Consider the following 16,367-nt stretch of genomic DNA (forward strand, 5'->3'; position numbering starts at 1 on the left):
TTTATTTTAGAGGGTTTGTATTTAATTTAAAGGGTGTAATGGGTATTTAGGTTTTTCATCCTGATATTCAAAAAGTTTCGTGTAATCCATAACATTTGGAATGTTATCTAATTCACACAAGAAACGCACAACTTCAGAAAGGCCATTAAATAAGAGGGCTTTATCTTTTGGGTTTTTGGGTTTTCTGTTTTTTCCATTGAGTGGTAATTCATAGCCGCAACCTGCTAAAAAATAAGCTTCTATTTGAAGCAATTCTAAAGGGGAATAGCCATGAAATTTTCTGTTGAAATTCTCATTCACCAAACCTACATAGTTTAATACAACGGAGCCATGAAAGTCTGTTAGAAATTGCCAGGAGGCATTATTGTCACAAATATTTCCAACGGCGCAGTTTGTGCATATTTCGGGATGAAGTTCATTCGAATGAAAAGCGTTATATAACTTTATTAAGGCTAATTCTAAACGTGGAGGGAGTTGCATAGCATCTGATGTTTATACAATTAAGTTACAAATAATAATTTTCTTCTAAATAATTTTTTCTTTAAAAATGATGTTTTATCAGTTTAACGTCTTTTATTAGAGGCTTCTCATCTCCAAAACCTGCTTTTTTTTGATTTTTACAGATTTCAGGTGTGACAGTGTTCGGGATTCAACTTGAATTGTTAAGGTCTCTTTAAATGTAATTACACATTACGCTTATTAAATTCTAATAAGGATGGTTTTGATATGGGATTTTATTGAATCCTGTGGGGAGCTGTAAGTTAATTGGCTTTTTATTGAAACAACATTGTTGTATTTTTGTATAAATTTATGGGGTTACCACTATTTAAAGAATAAAATGAGTACAGCACTTACCAAACAAGAATTACACAACTTAGCCATGAATCATGTTGGAAAGGATCTCGAAAATCGAGGCTTCGAATTCATAGCTATAAATAGCAAATTGAAAAAGCACCCACAATTTGTGTGTATGGATGCCAATAAGCAGTATTTCTTTGTCATAGTCAAAGCCGTCGTGCTTCCCGAAAACGCAAATAATTATGATGTTGTATGGATGGAATCCTTTAAAGCCCATGCCGGAGAACACGACGCTAAAGTATTGTATGCGGGCGTTGGTTTAGGGAATCCTAATGGGGAAGATTTACCTATTTACTTAAACGAGGAATACTTAATTGAGTATAATGGTATTCAGGTTTTAGAAACTAATTTGAATTAAAACGTATGAACAAAAAGGGTAAGCGTAGCACTCTGTTTTTAAACAACGACGCAATTATAAGTATGAAGAAATTTTTAATGCTTTTGGTGCTTACAGTTCTAGTGGTGTCCTGCAAGCAGACTCCAAAAAACACAAAACTCTCAGGGTCGGTTTTTGGAACCTTCTACGACATCACCTATTATTCAGAGGCTAGTAAAAATTACACGAAGCAAATAGACAGTTTATTATATATTATTAATAAATCGATGTCTAATTATCAAACTAATTCTGATATTTCAAAAGTGAATAGACATGAGTTGGATGTGGTTGATGCCCATTTTGAGAAGGTCTTTATCGCTTCAAAACAAATATATAATGAAACAGATGGTGTTTTCGATCCTACCATTGGTAAACTGGTAAACGCTTGGAATTTTGGGTCAGAAAAAAACAGAACGAAACTGGATAGTATTAAAGTAGATAGTTTGATGCAGTTTGTAGGTTTCGATAAAATGATGCTCAAAAATAATACCCTTACTAAAATGGCTCCAAAGTCGTATATCGATTTTAATGCGATTGCTAAAGGGTATGCGGTAGATGTTATTGCTGAATTTTTAGAGCAAAACAAGAGTCGTAATTATATGGTTAATATTGGAGGAGAATTGCGCACAAAAGGAATCAACATGGAGAAACAATTGGGTTGGACTGTGGGTATTGAAAATCCTAATTTTGATGGCTCGCAGAGCTATGATAAGGTGTTTGTCCTTAAAGATCAAGCCATGGCAACCTCCGGTACGTATAGAAAGTTTAAATTGGATGCCAATGGTAACCGTTATGCCCATATTATTAACACAAAAACAGGTTACCCAACAAAAACAAATATTCTAAGTGTTTCGGTTATTGCAAAGAACTGTATGCTTGCAGATGGTTATGCAACTGCATTTCAGGCGATGGGGATTGATGAAGTAAAACATTTTTTAGAAAGCCATCGAGCATTAAAAGCCTATGTTATTTTTGAAAATGACCAGCAAGAATTTGAGACTTTAGCGCTTAATAATTTTCCTGAGAATTAAGGTTTATAAACCACAGGTATAAGTTCTCCTTTTGCCAAACAAAATCTGGTAATGTCTTTTTCAGAAAGTTTAGCGGTGTAATCTACTGCTTCAACCTTAAAACCAATACCACGTAACTTATCAAAATAGTCAAGGCCGTAAATGCGCACGTGATCATATTGCCCAAAAATTTTGGCACGCTCTTTTTTATCTGTTATCGTGTTATCTTCAAAGGTTTCTTCTCGATTTAAGTCTTGAGGAATCTGAAGTATCGCCATGCCGTTAGGCTTTAAAACGCGATAGAGCTCCTTCATGGCCTGAGTGTCGTCAGGGATGTGTTCTAATACATGATTGCAAAAAATCATGTCATAACTATCATCTTCAAATGGAAGGTTGCATATGTCTGCCTTAACGTCTGCAAGTGGCGATAATAAATCTGTTGTGGTATACTCTAAATGTTTTAACTTTCTAAAACGTTTATAAAAGGCCTGTTCCGGAGCAAAGTGTAATACCTTCTTTTGGGCAGAAAAAAAATCGGTTTCATTCTGAAGATAGAGCCATAACAGCCGGTGTCTTTCTAAAGATAGCGTAGAAGGGGATAGTACATTAGTACGCTGTGTACCATAGCCGTAAGGCAAAAAGGTTTTGAAACTTTTACCGTCGATGGGATCTGTGTACGTCTTACCTTTTAAAAAGGCAGCTAAAATGGGGCGGGCCATATAGCTGAGCCTTATTAATAAAGGTCTCGGGATGGTGTTGAGAACTAATTTGAAGAGTTTTTTCATTTATTTTTGAATCTCACAAGCACATCTAAAACCAGTGTAATCATTGGATTCTTCATTGGTAGTAATTTTTCTCCAATTGGTCCCAAAATTATCTTCGTCGTTAGAAATAAATTCTGAAATATTAAATTCATTAAAATAAATTTTTTTATGTTTTACGGAGAATTTTTTTTTAAAAGGAGTGATAGGTACTAGAGTGTCATTAGTGTTTTTTTTCTTTGTATAATTAAATCTTTCTAAACTTCGTCTTAGTTCCTCTTTACTAGGAAGTCTGTAGTTAATGTGAGGTAAAATCTTTTTTCTTTCTTTTAGGTCTCCAGAATTGTATGCAGCAATCAGGTTAACTATATCCGTTCTCCATTTGCAGTAAAATTCAGCCTGCTTTTTTGATAAGCCTAAAACGGGATAAAGTGAATATTGTGGGTGCTGTAAATAGGATGTTATTCTGTAGGTATTATTAACGGTTAAAGTATCATTTGGTACTAGTGAATTAAGTAGATCTTCATCCGTTGTAAGTGGTTTAAATTCGATGTGTAACAAAGCATCATTTATTCCGAAATCAGGTAAAGTTTTCAAAATATCATGAGCTTCTAGTGTCCAAAAATATTTTACACTAAACAAAAACTCTAGATACATGATATTTGTAACGGGCTTAGCGTCAATATATATACTATCGTTTAGTTTTACGGTTCCAGGAGGGATGCCATTATACCTAAGTTTCGTTTTTGGTATGTAAAAGTCTTCCTTTTTGCGTACAAATAATGATTCTCCTTCAATCCGGCTAATAGCTATTTGAGAGAAACAAAAAAAAATAAGAATAAGAATTTTCATTTTAGGTAAAAATTATAACACCAAAGTCTTCTGTCTAAAGGCATCCTCCTCTGTAGACGTTATTCCTAAAGCCTCATAGATATAAGCAAATGTCGATAGTATCTCCTGGTTTCCCATCCAAAATGGCTACATCATGCTCGAAGTGGGCGCTTGGTTTGCCATCTAATGTGGTAATAGTCCAGCCATCTTTATGTTGTTTTATGCGTTGGGTTCCCATATTAATCATGGGTTCAATGGCTACGACCATGCCTTCAATAAATTTTTTGCCGCGTCCGCGTTTGCCATAATTTGGCATCTCTCGGATCTTCATGCATCACCCGGCCTAAGCCATGTCCAACCAATTCTCTAACCACACCGTAGCCATGATCCTCACAGTATTTTTGAATGGCATACCCTACATCACCAACGCGATTACCAATCTTTAATTCTTTAATACCAACATATAGCGACTCTTTCGTCACCTGCAACAGTTTTTCAGTCTCCGGAGCGATTTCTCCAATGGCAAAGGTATACGCATGATCACCGTAAAAACCATGTTTTATAGCGCCACAATCTATAGAGATGATGTCTCCTTCAACCAATGGTGTACTATTAGGAATCCCGTGTACCACTTGAGAATTGGGACTCATACAAAGTGTATTTGGAAAATCGTATAAGCCTAAGAAACCAGGGATAGCACCTTGGTCACGAATGCAAGCTTCTGCAATTTTATCTAATTGAAGTGTGGTTACGCCAGGCTTAACTGCTTTTGCAACTTCCCCCAATGTTTTCGAAACGACTAATGCCGCTTCACGCATTAATTCAATTTCTTCTCTTGTTTTCGCTATAATCATAGTGTGAATTTAGAATCTAAAAAAACCTTTTTTCTTTTTGTCCTTTTGGGGATTAGGCACTTCATTTGTGAGCATCCGGTATATCTCTCCCCAACCCAGGATGCCACCAATATTTCTGTCGTCAATAAATAAATCGGCATGAATTTTTCTACTCACGTCTTCTACTTTATTTTCTTCAGGAAAACTGCTGTTTACGGCATAAAACTCGATGCCATTGGTTTTGCAAAACGCAACTGCCTCGTCTAATTTTTTGCCGTGTCGGTACGTCCATAAAATGAGTCGGTGACCATCTGCTTGCAAACGTTTTAAGGTTTCAAAAGCAAATAAGCGCTCCTGACCAATACCAGGATAGCTGTCTTCTACAATGGTACCATCGAAATCTACAGCAATAATGAGTCCTTTAGAAATATTCATTTAATAACAATTGAGTGCAAAAATACAATTTCTAAATCAAACTTTCACAGGTCATGATCTTAGGTTGCTCGAGTCCCATTAATTTCAAAATAGTAGGGGCGATATCTCCAAGGACGCCATCTTTAATGTGGTTTAACTTTTTGTCAATTAAAATTATAGGTACAGGATTGGTTGTGTGTGCTGTATTTGGAGAACCGTCCGGATTTATCATAGTTTCACAGTTGCCGTGATCTGCAATAAGTAAGGTGGTATAACCATTTTCTAATGCTGTGGAAACCACTTTTTCAACACAGGTATCAACGGCTTCGCAGGCTTTAATAGCGGCTGGCATGGAACCTGTATGGCCTACCATGTCCCCATTTGCGAAATTTAAACATACGAAATCAACCGCGCCTTTTTGTAGTTCGGGATTAATTCCTCTGTCAATTCAAAGGCGCTCATCTCTCGGTTTTAAATCGTAAGTAGCTACTTTTGGGGAGTCTTTTAAGAGACGTGACTCACCTATAAAAGGGGCTTCTCTACCGCCGGAAAAGAAAAAAGTGACATGAGGATACTTTTCGGTCTCGGCTATTCTAATCTGTGTTTTATTGTTTTTTTCTAAGACTTCTCCTAATGTTTCAGTGATATTGTCTTTATTAAAAACGACATGTAAGTCTTTAAAAGTCTCATCGTAATTCGTCATGGTCACGTAATACAAATTCAACTTTTTCATGGCGTATTCGGGAAAATCATGTTGTGTTAACGCATTGGTGAGTTGGCGTCCACGATCTGTTCTAAAGTTAAAGAAGATAATAACATCATCGTCTTTTATGGTGGCTAATGGAAGTCCATAACCATCAACTTTAATTATAGGTTTAATAAATTCATCTGTAATTCCGGCATCATAATTTTCTTGTAAACTCTTAGAAAGATTTCGGGACAATTCACCTTTCCCATGCACGAGGCCATCATAAGCCAATTTCACACGTTCCCAACGTTTATCGCGATCCATAGCATAATAGCGACCAGTAATGGAGGCTATTTGGCTGTTTTTATTTGAATTGAAATCTTCCAAATCTTCAATAAAGGCTTTTCCGAATGTGGATCGACATCACGTCCATCGGTAAAGCCATGTATAAAGGATTTTTTAATACCAGCGCTTTCAGCGGCTTCTATTAATCCTTTTAAGTGATTGATGTGAGAATGTACGCCCCCGTCGCTTAAAAGCCCTAAAAAATGAATCGCTTTGTCATTCTTTTTAGCATATTGAAACGCATTTTCTAAGACAGGTTCTTGTGAGAGGGATTGGTTCGCTACTGCTAGATTAATTTTAGCGAGATCCTGATAAACAATGCGGCCAGCCCCTAGATTCATGTGTCCTACTTCGCTATTACCCATTTGACCTTCAGGCAAACCAACGTGTAACCCATCAGTTCTTAACTGCGCGTGCGCATATTTGGTATATAGACTGTCTATAAAAGGGGTTTGCGCATGAGCTATGGCTGACACTGTAGGGTCCGGACTTTTTCCCCAACCATCAAGAATCATTAAGATGACTTTTTTGTTCATTTTAATAGTGTTTTGTTAAACAAATATAAAAACAAAAGACCTGTATTTAGTAGGTCTTTTAATATAATTACACGTAAACGATCGCGATTGTATCGTATCCAAGTAATATAAGAAATTTCATGTTTTTGAAGAGAAATTTGAAGTAAAATTGATAATTGGGAGCGTCTAAAGTGTTAAATCTATGTTATAGCTGGTTTTATGTGTAACAATACTGATTTTAATAAGTCTATAACATAAAACATATCATCAATCAATTAAAATCATTTATCATGAAAAAAACATTAATTATTTCAGTAATCGCATTGACATTTTCAATAGGTAGTGTGAGTGCAGCAACAGTGAAAGAAAGTATCAGTTTTACAGGCTCTCAATTAGATTTGGCTGTAAATCCAAGTCCTTTTTGTATGTCTATTATAAAAGGAGACATAGTGACCGTTAAAAAATTATTACAATTAGGTGTGAGTGTGAATGAAAAGTCTAATGGGATGACGCCTGCAATGTATGCGGCTAAATTTAATAGAGTTAACATTTTAAAGCTCTTAATCGACAATGGAGCAAATTTAAAAACACGCTCGGATAAGGGTATGCGTGCCGTTGAATATGCTGAATTATCTAATGCAGCAGATGCTAAAGCACTTATTGAAAGTACACTAAAAGAATAATATAAGGTACTTAAAATTCAAAAGCAGTCTTAATTTTTAAGGCTGCTTTTTTATTTGTTAAAAGTTATGGAATGCTATCACGAGAAATTTCTAAATTATAAACTCAAGACAAAAATAGAGGGGTATGCCGTTACGTTCTGTCTGTTCTCGGAATATAGAGAAGCGTTTTGTACTCTATAACGGGGTAAACTCCAACTTTAGACTTTGTCTTTAAAGCTAAAGAAGCTCGGGATTGATATCTAAAATATTTTCGTCCGTATACAGCTTAATAAAGTCTTTAGAAAAATGCTCGCTTCCGGAGAGTTGATCTTTTCTTAATATATCTATAATATCGAGTGTTTTGTAGGCTTTCAAATAATCGTAAGAAAGGGCCTTGTAACTATAATGCCATGGCTCATATTTAAAGCCTTTTCTATTCGCATTGTCTGTGTATACCAAATAAAAACCATATGTTTTTGCATGTGTATCCATCCATTCTTTAAGCTTGCAAAAGGGTCCATCGCCATGATAGTTTTTTGGTTGTAAAATGCCTCTAGTATGCTTCATGCTTGCGTCGTAGAGGTCAATATCTGTCCCCCAATGGTGCCTAGAAGTTCCGGGTATTGTGGAGTATTCTATTATTTTTTTAATACTGTTTTCAGGTGAAAGCCCTTGCGACCGAAACCTTTTAAATTTACGTTCCCGGATGCGTTTTTGGTGACTGTAACTTCTATAGCTTGAAACAATAGCAATATTAATGCCTTCTTCTTTAGCTGCCGCTTTCATCTTTAAAAAAGCCAAATGGGCGTCTTCACGAAGGTGGTACCCCTCACCAAAAAGTTTTGGTGCGCCTTTGCCAATTAATTCCTCAGAAGATATGGAGGTTTGTGAAAACGTACATAGCGGAAATGCTGTCAAGATAAAACTTAGCAGGCTTAAACATTTTATAATGTATTTTCTTTTCATAGTATTTTGCTCATTACATAGTGGGGTCCAATATCAGGGATATCAAAAATAGAACCATAGGTGTTATAACCATTGTTTTTATAAAAGGATAAAGCCTTTGTGCGTGCATTAAACCAAACACGCTCTACCTTGTTCACTTTCAAAAACTGCTCTGCAAATTGTAACAGTTGTTTGCCAAAATGATACCCTTGGTATGCTGTTAATACCGCCATACCTCTTAAACGGTATTGCTTTTTTTCAGTAAATCGTAGGTCTTTATCCATCATAAATGTGGCAACACCTACAAGTTTGTTTTTGTAATACAGACCAAAATGAAACGTGCTCTCTAAGTCATCTGCTTCCATTTTACAGGTTTCAAAAGGTCTGCCTTCACGTAATACAGGATGTCGTACAGGATACGTTTCTAAGGCTGTAATGCGTTTAATGTTGATATCAGTAGTGTTGCTATTGATTTTCATTTAAAGTCTTTGAAGTATTTCAAATTTAGTTAAATTTACTTAAAGAAAAGGGTATGGCTTTTAGCTTTAAAATAATTAATAAAAAAGAGATTCATTCTATCATTCCATTAGTACAGAAGTTGACTAATAATAAGCATTCGGATATGGTTTTAAAAGAACGCTTTACACAAATGAGTACTGAAAATTATGAATGTGCGGGTGTTTTTGATGATGATAAATTAATAGGTGTGAGTGGTTTATGGTTTCAAACGCGGCATTACGCAGGGAAATCTATGGAAGTGGACCATGTTTACATCGAATCGGAATATCAGGGTCAAGGTTTAGGAAAACAATTTTTTAAATGGTTGTATGATTATGCGAAAAGTAAAGGGTGTAACACCTCAGAATTAAATACTTACGTGCAGAATTATCCGTCACATAAATTTTATTATAATGAAGGTTATGAAATTTATGGCTATCATTTTTATAAAACTTTGTAATTTTTATTGTAGAAAGTAGAATACTTTATATATTTGCCATCGGAAACGCGAGAGTAGCTCAGTTGGTAGAGCGTCAGCCTTCCAAGCTGAATGTCGCCGGTTCGAACCCGGTCTCTCGCTCAAAAAGCTTCATCTTATTGATGAGGCTTTTTTTGTATAACTATTTTAATATAAATAAAATGCAGGGAGAGAAGTTTATACTGAGCGTAGTCGAAGTAAACCCGGTCTTTCGCTCAAAAAGCTTCATCTAACCGATGAGGCTTCTTTTATAATAGAATTGAAGATTTAGGGGGAGACGTTTTATGCTGAGCGTAGCCTAAGAGATCTCGGTCTCTCGCTCAGAAAGCGGTGGGCTCTATGCCTTTCGTGTTTTTAGGTCAACTCATTCAAGAAGGTATTGGTTTCAATCTCATAGGCATCCTGATTGTATTCAAACACACGTGCTTTCAATGTGCCTTTTAACTGTATTTCACTCCCTTTAACTTGCAGCCAACTCCCTTCTCGCAAACCAACCACAGGATGTGTGTTGTAATGATGAAACTCTTTAATGCGTGTTTCTCGGGTTTCCCCCATATGCTTGCTGTTTTCAATGGGGTCTAGATAATGGGGATTGATATTAAAAGGTACAAAACCTAAGGTCTTAAAACTGGGCGGGTACACTATAGGCATATCGTTGGTTGTACTCATCGTTAAACCGCAGATATTACTTCCTGCACTTGTGCCTAAATAAGGTACGCCCTCATTAATAGCCATTTTTAAATTATGAATGCAATCGTTTTTATAGAGTTGACTCACTAAAACAAAAGTGTTGCCACCGCCCACATAGATACCTTTCGCTTGTAATATCGCTTGTGAAGCATTTTCAAACTCATGAATTCCTTTAACGGTTTTATTGATTTTACTAAACACAGACGCGATACGATTCGTGTACGCATCATGAGTAATACCGCCAGGTCGGGCATAGGGTATAAATAGTATTTCTTTAGTATCTTGAAAAAGAGATTGAAGTTCTTCTAATATATAATCTAAAGGTTCGCCTCCATAAACGGTGGACGTGCTTGCGATAATTATATTTTTCATTTATGCTTGATTATATTTTAGTTGAACTTGAATTCATGAATTTATTGTAAATTTATGTAAACTATGTTTTTAACAAAAGTTTAAAACCCTTTTAAATTGTAATTAAGAGTTTTCAATCGTTATTTATACTCTCTAAACCAACCATCATGAAATACAAACTAACATTCTTTCTTTTTATTATAGCCCTATCCTTTACCCAAGCTCAAGACAAGAAGCGTATTGAGGTTTACGGTAAAATCTTTGTTGCTGTTGACGATCTAGAAAACGTAACCATTTACAACGCGTCTTCAAACAAAGGCACCATAACCAATGCCGAAGGTGAGTTTATGATTGAAGTGGGTTTGAATGATGAAATTCAAGTGTCGGCATTACAATTAATTCCATTTACAACAAGAGTGACTCAACCCGTTTTAGACAATAAAAGATTGAGTATTTTCATGTCTGAACGCATTAATAGTCTTAATGAAGTGGTAATTTTACAATATGGCTTAACTGGAGAACTAAAAACGGATATTGATAGTACAAAGGTTTTTAAACCTTTTGAATTTTCTTTTGGGAGCATTGATAATTTTGAATTACCGAGACGATTACCAAACAGGGGTAGATAATATTGCGGTTGGTTCGCAAAACGATCGGATTGGCTATCAATTAAATGGCACTGCTATTATTGTAGGACTAATAAATACCATTTTTAAATCAAAAGAGAACAATAGAAAGAAACATGAAGACTTAAATAACAAAATAGGAGAGGCGTTTGAAACACCCATTTCTGTTTTATCTGAAAAATTTGCCGCAGATTATTTTATTAAGAATTTTAATATTCCTAAGGATCAAATCCTCCCTTTCATAGCGTTTATAGAAGACGGGAATTTTGATACGCGTTTACTTAATGAAGATAAAGAACTGGAGTTAATTGAATATTTACACCAACAAAGTAAGGTGTTTTTAAAGCTGGTGCATGAGAAAGAATAGGGTCGTAATCCTATCATTTCAAGGCTTTAATAGTCATTGGGTAATTATAACACGACGTATTTTTTAATGAGTTATTAAGAATAATCAAGTGTGTCAAGCACTTTTATTTATTAGGGGTGATTACAATGGTTTATTGTTATAGAGACCTTTGTAATTATAAAAAGAATCGATTATTGTAATGTTTTCATATTTTGCCCTTATTTGCATCATCGCTCTTATGGCAACCACATTATGGCTTAAATGTTTCATAGTTTTAAGTTTGTCACGTTTTATTCGTTCGCGTATAGAAGCCTGTTTTTTTAATGGCATTTCAATTAATTAATTTATGGAGGTTTGTATTTAACAAAACTTTAATCGCTTTTTAGATTTTCTTTAAGAGTATTAAAACGTTATTTATCCTTTATAAACTAACCAGGGTGAAATACAGACTAACACTTTTACTTTATATTTTAGCTTTATCTTTTACTCAAGCACAGGAAAATAATCGCATTGAAGTTTCAGGTAAAATTTTCGTTGCTGTTGACGATTTGGAAAATGTAACTATCTATAATGCTTCTTCAAATAAAGGAACAATAACCAATGTAAAAGGTGAGTTTAAATTAGAGGTAGCCTTACACGATGAAATCCGAGTATCAGCACTTCAACTTGTGCCATTTCAAACAAAAGTGACAAAAGCTGTTTTGGATAATAGGCAACTCCATATCTTATTATTAGAGCGTGTAAACAATTTAGGTGAAGTGGTGCTCCTGACCTATGGAATCACAGGTGATTTGAAAACAGATATTGATAGTGCTAAAGTTTTTAAACCCTTTGAGTTTTCCTTCGGGAGTTTTGAGAACTTTGAATTACCAGATGATTATCATTCTAAAGTAGATAATATTGCTGTTGGTTCACAAAATGATCGCATCGCTTATCCATTGAATATTAAAGGAATTATTGGCACGTTGCTAAATGGTCTATTTAAAACAAAGGATAAGAAAAGAAAGAAACGAGCGGATTTTAAAAACAAAATTGGGGATGCCTTTGAAACCCCCACTTCTGTTTTGTCTGAAAAATTTGAAGAAGATTATTTTGTTAAGAATTTTAATATTCCGGAAGAGCAAGTTCGGCCTTTATAGGCTATTTAGAAGACAAGAAATTTGATAGAAACCTTCTTAGTGAAGAAAAAGAAATTGAATTAATTGAATACTTTTATCAACAAAGTATGCTGTTTTTAAAGTCTGAAGATGAAAAAAATTAGACTCATATTTTTAGTGTTTTTTATTGTTACCATAGGGTACTCTCAAAACACACAATTGTCTCGGAGAGGTTTCAGGAAAAGATAACATTGAAAATATTCATGTCATTAATAAATCCCAAAGATTAAATACAATCACAGATGTCTTGGGCAATTTTAAAATCGAAGCAAAAATAGGAGATACTATTGTATTCTCAGCGGTACACTATAAAATACGAGAGGCAATAGTGTCTAAAGATAATATAGAAAGCAAAATACTTAAGGAGACATTAGAAGAACGGGTAACAGAATTGCCGTAAGCGCTTATTGGTTTTACGCTAACGGGAGATTTAACCAAAGATATCATGAACTCGGATGCCAAGCCGACTATAAATTTTTATGATGTGGGTATTCCTGGATATAAGGGCAAACCAAAAACGAAAAGTGAAAGACAATTACAAACAGCTGGTGATTTTAAACCTATAATGTTGCTTGGTCTTCTTGCAGGCTCAATGCCGTTTGATCCGCTTTTAAATGCCATTTACTGGTAGAACAAAAGAACTTAAAAAGCAAGTAGCATTAGAAGCTAATACCGTTTTGATGTATGCTTTAAAAGGACGCTTGTCCGAGACGTTCTTTAAAAGTAATCCGCTAAAGGAGGAGTTAAAAATGGATTTTTTCTTTTTTTGTGCGGAAGATGACAATTTCACCCAGCGTTGTCAAAATAGTGATCTGGAAGCTTTAGTTTTTATGAAAGTAAAATATGAAGCCTATAAAAAAAATGTAAAGTCTCAAGAATAAATTTAATTTGGAATACTTTTTGAAACAATTACTTTAGTTTTGAAATCCAAATACAAGAGAATGAAAACCATAAAATATTTAGTGCTACCCCTGTTTTTATTAATATTAGCGGCATCTACCGTTCATAAATATTACGTAAGTGTCACGCAGGTTGAATACGTAAAAGAAAAAAAACGGTTCAAATCACGACACGCATATTTATAGATGATTTTGAGAAATTAATAAGAGAACGATTTGATGGTTCTATCACCTTAGCATCGTATGACAACGAGGAACAAATTGATAAATACATTGAAGCTTATTTGAAATCAAAACTTAAGATTTCCATTAATGGTGAAGCTGTTCAATACGTATTCTTAGGTAAGGAATACGATGAAGACATCGTGCAATGCTACCTTGAGATTCTTAATGTTGAGAGCATAGCCACCTTTGAAATCACGAATAAAGTACTTTTTGATGTTTTTGAAGAGCAAAAGAATGTGGTGAGAACACATATAAATTCAAAACATAAGTCTTTTATTCTCATTCCGCAAAACGATAAAGGAATGTTAAACTTCTAGTAAAACAATTTACAAGACGTTAAAATTTGTTAATTTCAGCATCTATTCTCAAACAACAATTTAAAATGAACAATTTAAAGTATTATTTCTTGTCAGCCCTTTTTGTTACTGCGGGTGTTTTTGCCCAGCAGAATGAAGAAAAAAAGGAGGCACAACAAGGTCACACCAATCAAAATAAATTCAAACAGCTCTACGAAGAGTTTTCAACGCCAAATATGTATCGTGCAGCTTCGGAGCTCCTGGTTCAGCTTATTATCAGCAGCAAGCTGATTATAAAATGGACTTAGAACTGGATGATGAAAAAGCAAGGCTGTCCGGTAAAGAAACCATTACTTATACCAATAATTCACCAGATGTTTTGAAGTACCTATGGGTGCAATTGGATCAAAACGTACGTGCGAGAGACTCTAAATCACCACTAATTGAAGGGAGTGGCGTAAGACCCGCGACACAAGTGTCTTCTTTTGCTACTGATTATATGAGTGAAGGTTTTGATGGCGGATTTAAAATAGAAGCAGTGACAGATGAAAACGGAAAACCATTACAACACATGATTAATCGTACTATGATGCGCGTTGAAATGCCAACACCATTAGCTTCGGGAGCGAAATTTTCTTTTTCTATTAAATGGTGGTATAATATAAATGATCACGTGAATGGAAGAGGACGTTCTGGTTATGAATACTTCGCTGAAGATGATAACAGAGCTTATGTTATAGCACAATTTTACCCAAGAATGGCAGTCTACAACGATGTTGAAGGCTGGCAAAACTCTCAGTTTTGGGGGCGTGATGAATTTGCATTGCCTTTCGGGAACTTTGAAGTGAATATTACCGTACCAGCAGATCATATTCTAGATGGTACTGGAAAATTAATGAATAGAAAGGATGTCTTTTCTAAAGACATGATGAAACGCTACGAAGCGGCTAAGAAATCTTACGATAAGCCAGTAGTGATTGTAACGCAAGCTGAAGTTGAAAAATTAGAAAAATCTAAATCAAAAGACAAGAAAACTTGGAAGTTATATGCAGAAAATGTTCGTGATTTTGGTTTTGCTACCTCAAGACGTTTTATTTGGGACATGATGGCTGTAAAAATTGGAGACAAGGACGTTATGGCGGTATCCATGTATCCTAAAGAAGGGAATCCACTTTGGGAACAATGGTCAACAAAAGCCGTGGCAAGCACTTTAAAATCATATTCTCGTATGACGTTTGATTACCCTTACCACAAAGCTATTTCGGTGCATGCTAAGAATCAAGGAATGGAATACCCAATGATTTGCTGGAATTATGGTCGTCCTGATAAAGACGGAAACTACAGTGATCGCGTAAAATTTGGTATGATGTCTGTGATTATTCATGAGGTAGGTCACAATTTTTTCCCAATGATTGTGAATAGTGATGAACGCCAATGGACTTGGATGGATGAAGGGTTAAACACTTTTGTGCAGTATGTTGCAGAGCAAGATTTTGGTAAGTGGTATCCGGACGCTTTATCTCCAGGACAAAGTTCTTATCCATCACGTCGCGGACCTGCTGCTAATATTACAAGATATATGGGTGGTGATCAAAATTATATAGCACCAATCATGACTAAAGGATTGAACACGTATCAATTTGGAAATAATGCCTACGGAAAACCAGGAACTGCTCTTAATATTTTAAGAGAGACCGTAATGGGAGAAGAACTTTTCGATTATGCGTTTAGAGAATACGCTAACCGCTGGATGTTTAAACATCCTACACCGGAAGATTTTTTCCGTACCATGGAAGATGCTTCTGCAATGGATTTAGATTGGTTCCGGAGAGGTTGGTTTTATACCACCGATTACGTTGATATCGCCGTAAAGGACGTGAAAAAATATTATGTAACTGCGACACCAAATAAAGAAGGAACCGAAATGGCAAGACGTTTTGGAATGGACACCAAGGATGGTGTGTACTTTGTAGAAGAAGGCAGTGAAGAAGATAAGCCAGGAATGAAAGATGAAGACATCATGAAAAATTCTCCAACATTAAAACAATATGTTATGGATAATTTTACACCGGCAGAAAGAGCAACCATGAAAGCGCCGAAGTATTTTTATAGCGTGACGTTTGAAAAGCCAGGTGGATTGGTTATGCCTATTATTGTGGAGTATACTTATGCAGATGGTACGTCTAAAACCGAAACATATCCAGCACAAATTTGGAGATTGAATGATAAAGAAGTGAGTAAATCACTTGCTTCAAACAAGGAGATTGTAAAAATCACGGTGGATCCAAAATTAGAAACAGCAGATGTGGATACATCTAATAACTCTTGGCCACAAGAAACGCAAGAATCTGAGTTTGATAAATTCAAAAATAAGACTAAAAACTAAAGCTTAGTTTTTTCTAAAACATAAAAAAAGCCTATTCGTGAGAATAGGCTTTTTTTATATCAAAAAAAAGAAAGCTTCAGGATGAAATAAGTGTTTTCTAATAAGTGTACGATAACCTGTTCTGTTTTAGTAACTAATTAGTTTAAACTTATAATATCACTAGTTTTTTGTTAAAAA

General features: G+C 35.2%; 19 protein-coding genes, 1 tRNA gene and 3 pseudogenes. 13 read left to right on the forward strand and 10 right to left on the reverse strand.

All coding sequences use genetic code 11. From position 1 onward, the window contains the following. Positions 1–21: 21 nt before the first annotated feature. Positions 22–480, reverse strand: coding sequence for a Na(+)-translocating NADH-quinone reductase subunit F (locus tag N7U66_RS15945; RefSeq protein ID WP_267676096.1), 459 nt, complete (start codon positions 478–480; stop codon positions 22–24). Positions 481–838: 358 nt separating this feature from the next. Here N7U66_RS15945 and N7U66_RS15950 point away from each other — a divergent pair, with 358 nt between their 5' ends. Both N7U66_RS15950 and N7U66_RS15955 read left to right on the forward strand, forming a co-directional pair. Continuing rightward, a complete protein-coding gene (locus tag N7U66_RS15950) occupies positions 839–1,216 on the forward strand; it encodes a Na(+)-translocating NADH-quinone reductase subunit F (RefSeq protein WP_267676097.1) in 378 nt (125 codons plus the stop codon). A gap of 62 nt (positions 1,217–1,278) precedes the next feature. Next, positions 1,279–2,265, forward strand: a complete 987-nt coding sequence (locus tag N7U66_RS15955) for an FAD:protein FMN transferase (protein WP_267676098.1) — start codon at positions 1,279–1,281, stop codon at positions 2,263–2,265. Here N7U66_RS15955 and N7U66_RS15960 read toward each other — a convergent pair. The 5 genes and pseudogenes from N7U66_RS15960 to gpmI form a co-directional block, all read right to left on the reverse strand. After that, positions 2,262–3,029, reverse strand: a complete 768-nt coding sequence (locus N7U66_RS15960; RefSeq protein ID WP_267676099.1) for a class I SAM-dependent methyltransferase — start codon at positions 3,027–3,029, stop codon at positions 2,262–2,264. The genes N7U66_RS15955 and N7U66_RS15960 overlap by 4 nt on opposite strands. Further along, positions 3,030–3,857, reverse strand: a complete 828-nt coding sequence (locus tag N7U66_RS15965) for an SUMF1/EgtB/PvdO family nonheme iron enzyme (RefSeq protein WP_267676100.1) — start codon at positions 3,855–3,857, stop codon at positions 3,030–3,032. 12 nt (positions 3,858–3,869) lie between these two features. Beyond that, positions 3,870–4,690, reverse strand: a pseudogene (map, locus tag N7U66_RS15970) (type I methionyl aminopeptidase). Positions 4,691–4,699: 9 nt separating this feature from the next. Then, a complete protein-coding gene (locus tag N7U66_RS15975) occupies positions 4,700–5,104 on the reverse strand; it encodes a BT0820 family HAD-type phosphatase (RefSeq protein ID WP_267676101.1) in 405 nt (134 codons plus the stop codon). Between the two features lie 31 nt (positions 5,105–5,135). Then, positions 5,136–6,652, reverse strand: a pseudogene (gpmI, locus tag N7U66_RS15980) (2,3-bisphosphoglycerate-independent phosphoglycerate mutase). A 269-nt stretch (positions 6,653–6,921) separates the two neighbouring features. Here gpmI and N7U66_RS15985 point away from each other — a divergent pair. Next, positions 6,922–7,314: an ankyrin repeat domain-containing protein gene (locus tag N7U66_RS15985; RefSeq protein WP_267676102.1), complete on the forward strand. Its 393-nt coding sequence runs from the start codon at positions 6,922–6,924 to the stop codon at positions 7,312–7,314. Between the two features lie 216 nt (positions 7,315–7,530). Here the strand turns inward: N7U66_RS15985 and N7U66_RS15990 are convergent, their stop codons facing one another. Both N7U66_RS15990 and N7U66_RS15995 read right to left on the reverse strand, forming a co-directional pair. Further along, complete coding sequence (locus N7U66_RS15990) at positions 7,531–8,259, reverse strand: M15 family metallopeptidase (RefSeq protein ID WP_267676103.1); 729 nt, start codon at positions 8,257–8,259, stop codon at positions 7,531–7,533. Continuing rightward, positions 8,256–8,717: a GNAT family N-acetyltransferase gene (locus tag N7U66_RS15995; RefSeq protein WP_267676104.1), complete on the reverse strand. Its 462-nt coding sequence runs from the start codon at positions 8,715–8,717 to the stop codon at positions 8,256–8,258. Before N7U66_RS15995 ends, N7U66_RS15990 begins: the two co-directional genes overlap by 4 nt. Positions 8,718–8,770: 53 nt before the next feature. Here N7U66_RS15995 and N7U66_RS16000 point away from each other — a divergent pair, with 53 nt between their 5' ends. Together N7U66_RS16000 and N7U66_RS16005 are read left to right on the forward strand one after the other, a co-directional pair. Next, positions 8,771–9,196 carry a GNAT family N-acetyltransferase gene (locus N7U66_RS16000; protein WP_267676105.1) on the forward strand — a complete coding sequence of 142 codons (426 nt, stop codon included), beginning with the start codon at positions 8,771–8,773 and terminating at the stop codon, positions 9,194–9,196. A 47-nt stretch (positions 9,197–9,243) separates the two neighbouring features. Beyond that, positions 9,244–9,316, forward strand: a tRNA-Gly gene (locus N7U66_RS16005). 252 nt (positions 9,317–9,568) lie between these two features. On the opposite strand, the gene pepE is transcribed toward N7U66_RS16005, so the two are convergent. Next, a complete protein-coding gene (pepE, locus tag N7U66_RS16010; protein ID WP_267676106.1) occupies positions 9,569–10,276 on the reverse strand; it encodes a dipeptidase PepE in 708 nt (235 codons plus the stop codon). A 146-nt stretch (positions 10,277–10,422) separates the two neighbouring features. Here pepE and N7U66_RS16015 point away from each other — a divergent pair, with 146 nt between their 5' ends. Together N7U66_RS16015 and N7U66_RS16020 are read left to right on the forward strand one after the other, a co-directional pair. Continuing rightward, positions 10,423–10,884 (forward strand): carboxypeptidase-like regulatory domain-containing protein, encoded by a 462-nt coding sequence (locus N7U66_RS16015; protein WP_267676107.1) that lies wholly within the window; start codon positions 10,423–10,425, stop codon positions 10,882–10,884. Next, the gene (locus tag N7U66_RS16020) at positions 10,847–11,248 is read left to right on the forward strand and encodes a hypothetical protein (RefSeq protein WP_267676108.1); all 402 of its coding nucleotides are present in this window, start codon (positions 10,847–10,849) and stop codon (positions 11,246–11,248) included. The genes N7U66_RS16015 and N7U66_RS16020 overlap by 38 nt, the downstream gene beginning before the upstream one ends. A 120-nt stretch (positions 11,249–11,368) precedes the next feature. Here the strand turns inward: N7U66_RS16020 and N7U66_RS16025 are convergent, their stop codons facing one another. After that, a complete protein-coding gene (locus N7U66_RS16025) occupies positions 11,369–11,497 on the reverse strand; it encodes a hypothetical protein (RefSeq protein WP_267676109.1) in 129 nt (42 codons plus the stop codon). A 167-nt stretch (positions 11,498–11,664) separates the two neighbouring features. On the opposite strand from N7U66_RS16025, the gene N7U66_RS16030 reads away from it, so the two are divergent. The 6 genes and pseudogenes from N7U66_RS16030 (at position 11,665) to N7U66_RS16055 (ending at position 16,190) form a co-directional block, all read left to right on the forward strand. After that, on the forward strand, positions 11,665–12,366 hold the full coding sequence (locus N7U66_RS16030) for a carboxypeptidase-like regulatory domain-containing protein (RefSeq protein WP_267676110.1): 702 nt from the start codon (positions 11,665–11,667) through the stop codon (positions 12,364–12,366). A 265-nt stretch (positions 12,367–12,631) separates the two neighbouring features. After that, positions 12,632–12,784, forward strand: coding sequence for a hypothetical protein (locus N7U66_RS16035; protein ID WP_267676111.1), 153 nt, complete (start codon positions 12,632–12,634; stop codon positions 12,782–12,784). 45 nt (positions 12,785–12,829) lie between these two features. Continuing rightward, positions 12,830–13,015 carry a hypothetical protein gene (locus N7U66_RS16040; protein WP_267676112.1) on the forward strand — a complete coding sequence of 62 codons (186 nt, stop codon included), beginning with the start codon at positions 12,830–12,832 and terminating at the stop codon, positions 13,013–13,015. Next, complete coding sequence (locus N7U66_RS16045) at positions 12,999–13,265, forward strand: hypothetical protein (RefSeq protein WP_267676113.1); 267 nt, start codon at positions 12,999–13,001, stop codon at positions 13,263–13,265. The genes N7U66_RS16040 and N7U66_RS16045 overlap by 17 nt, the downstream gene beginning before the upstream one ends. Before the next feature lie 221 nt (positions 13,266–13,486). Further along, complete coding sequence (locus N7U66_RS16050) at positions 13,487–13,825, forward strand: DUF6702 family protein (protein WP_313791539.1); 339 nt, start codon at positions 13,487–13,489, stop codon at positions 13,823–13,825. A 65-nt stretch (positions 13,826–13,890) separates the two neighbouring features. Then, positions 13,891–16,190: pseudogene (locus N7U66_RS16055) on the forward strand (M1 family metallopeptidase). The last annotated feature ends 177 nt before the right edge of the window (positions 16,191–16,367 follow it).

It is taken from the genome of Lacinutrix neustonica, assembly GCF_026625145.1.
Classification (GTDB): domain Bacteria; phylum Bacteroidota; class Bacteroidia; order Flavobacteriales; family Flavobacteriaceae; genus Lacinutrix; species Lacinutrix neustonica.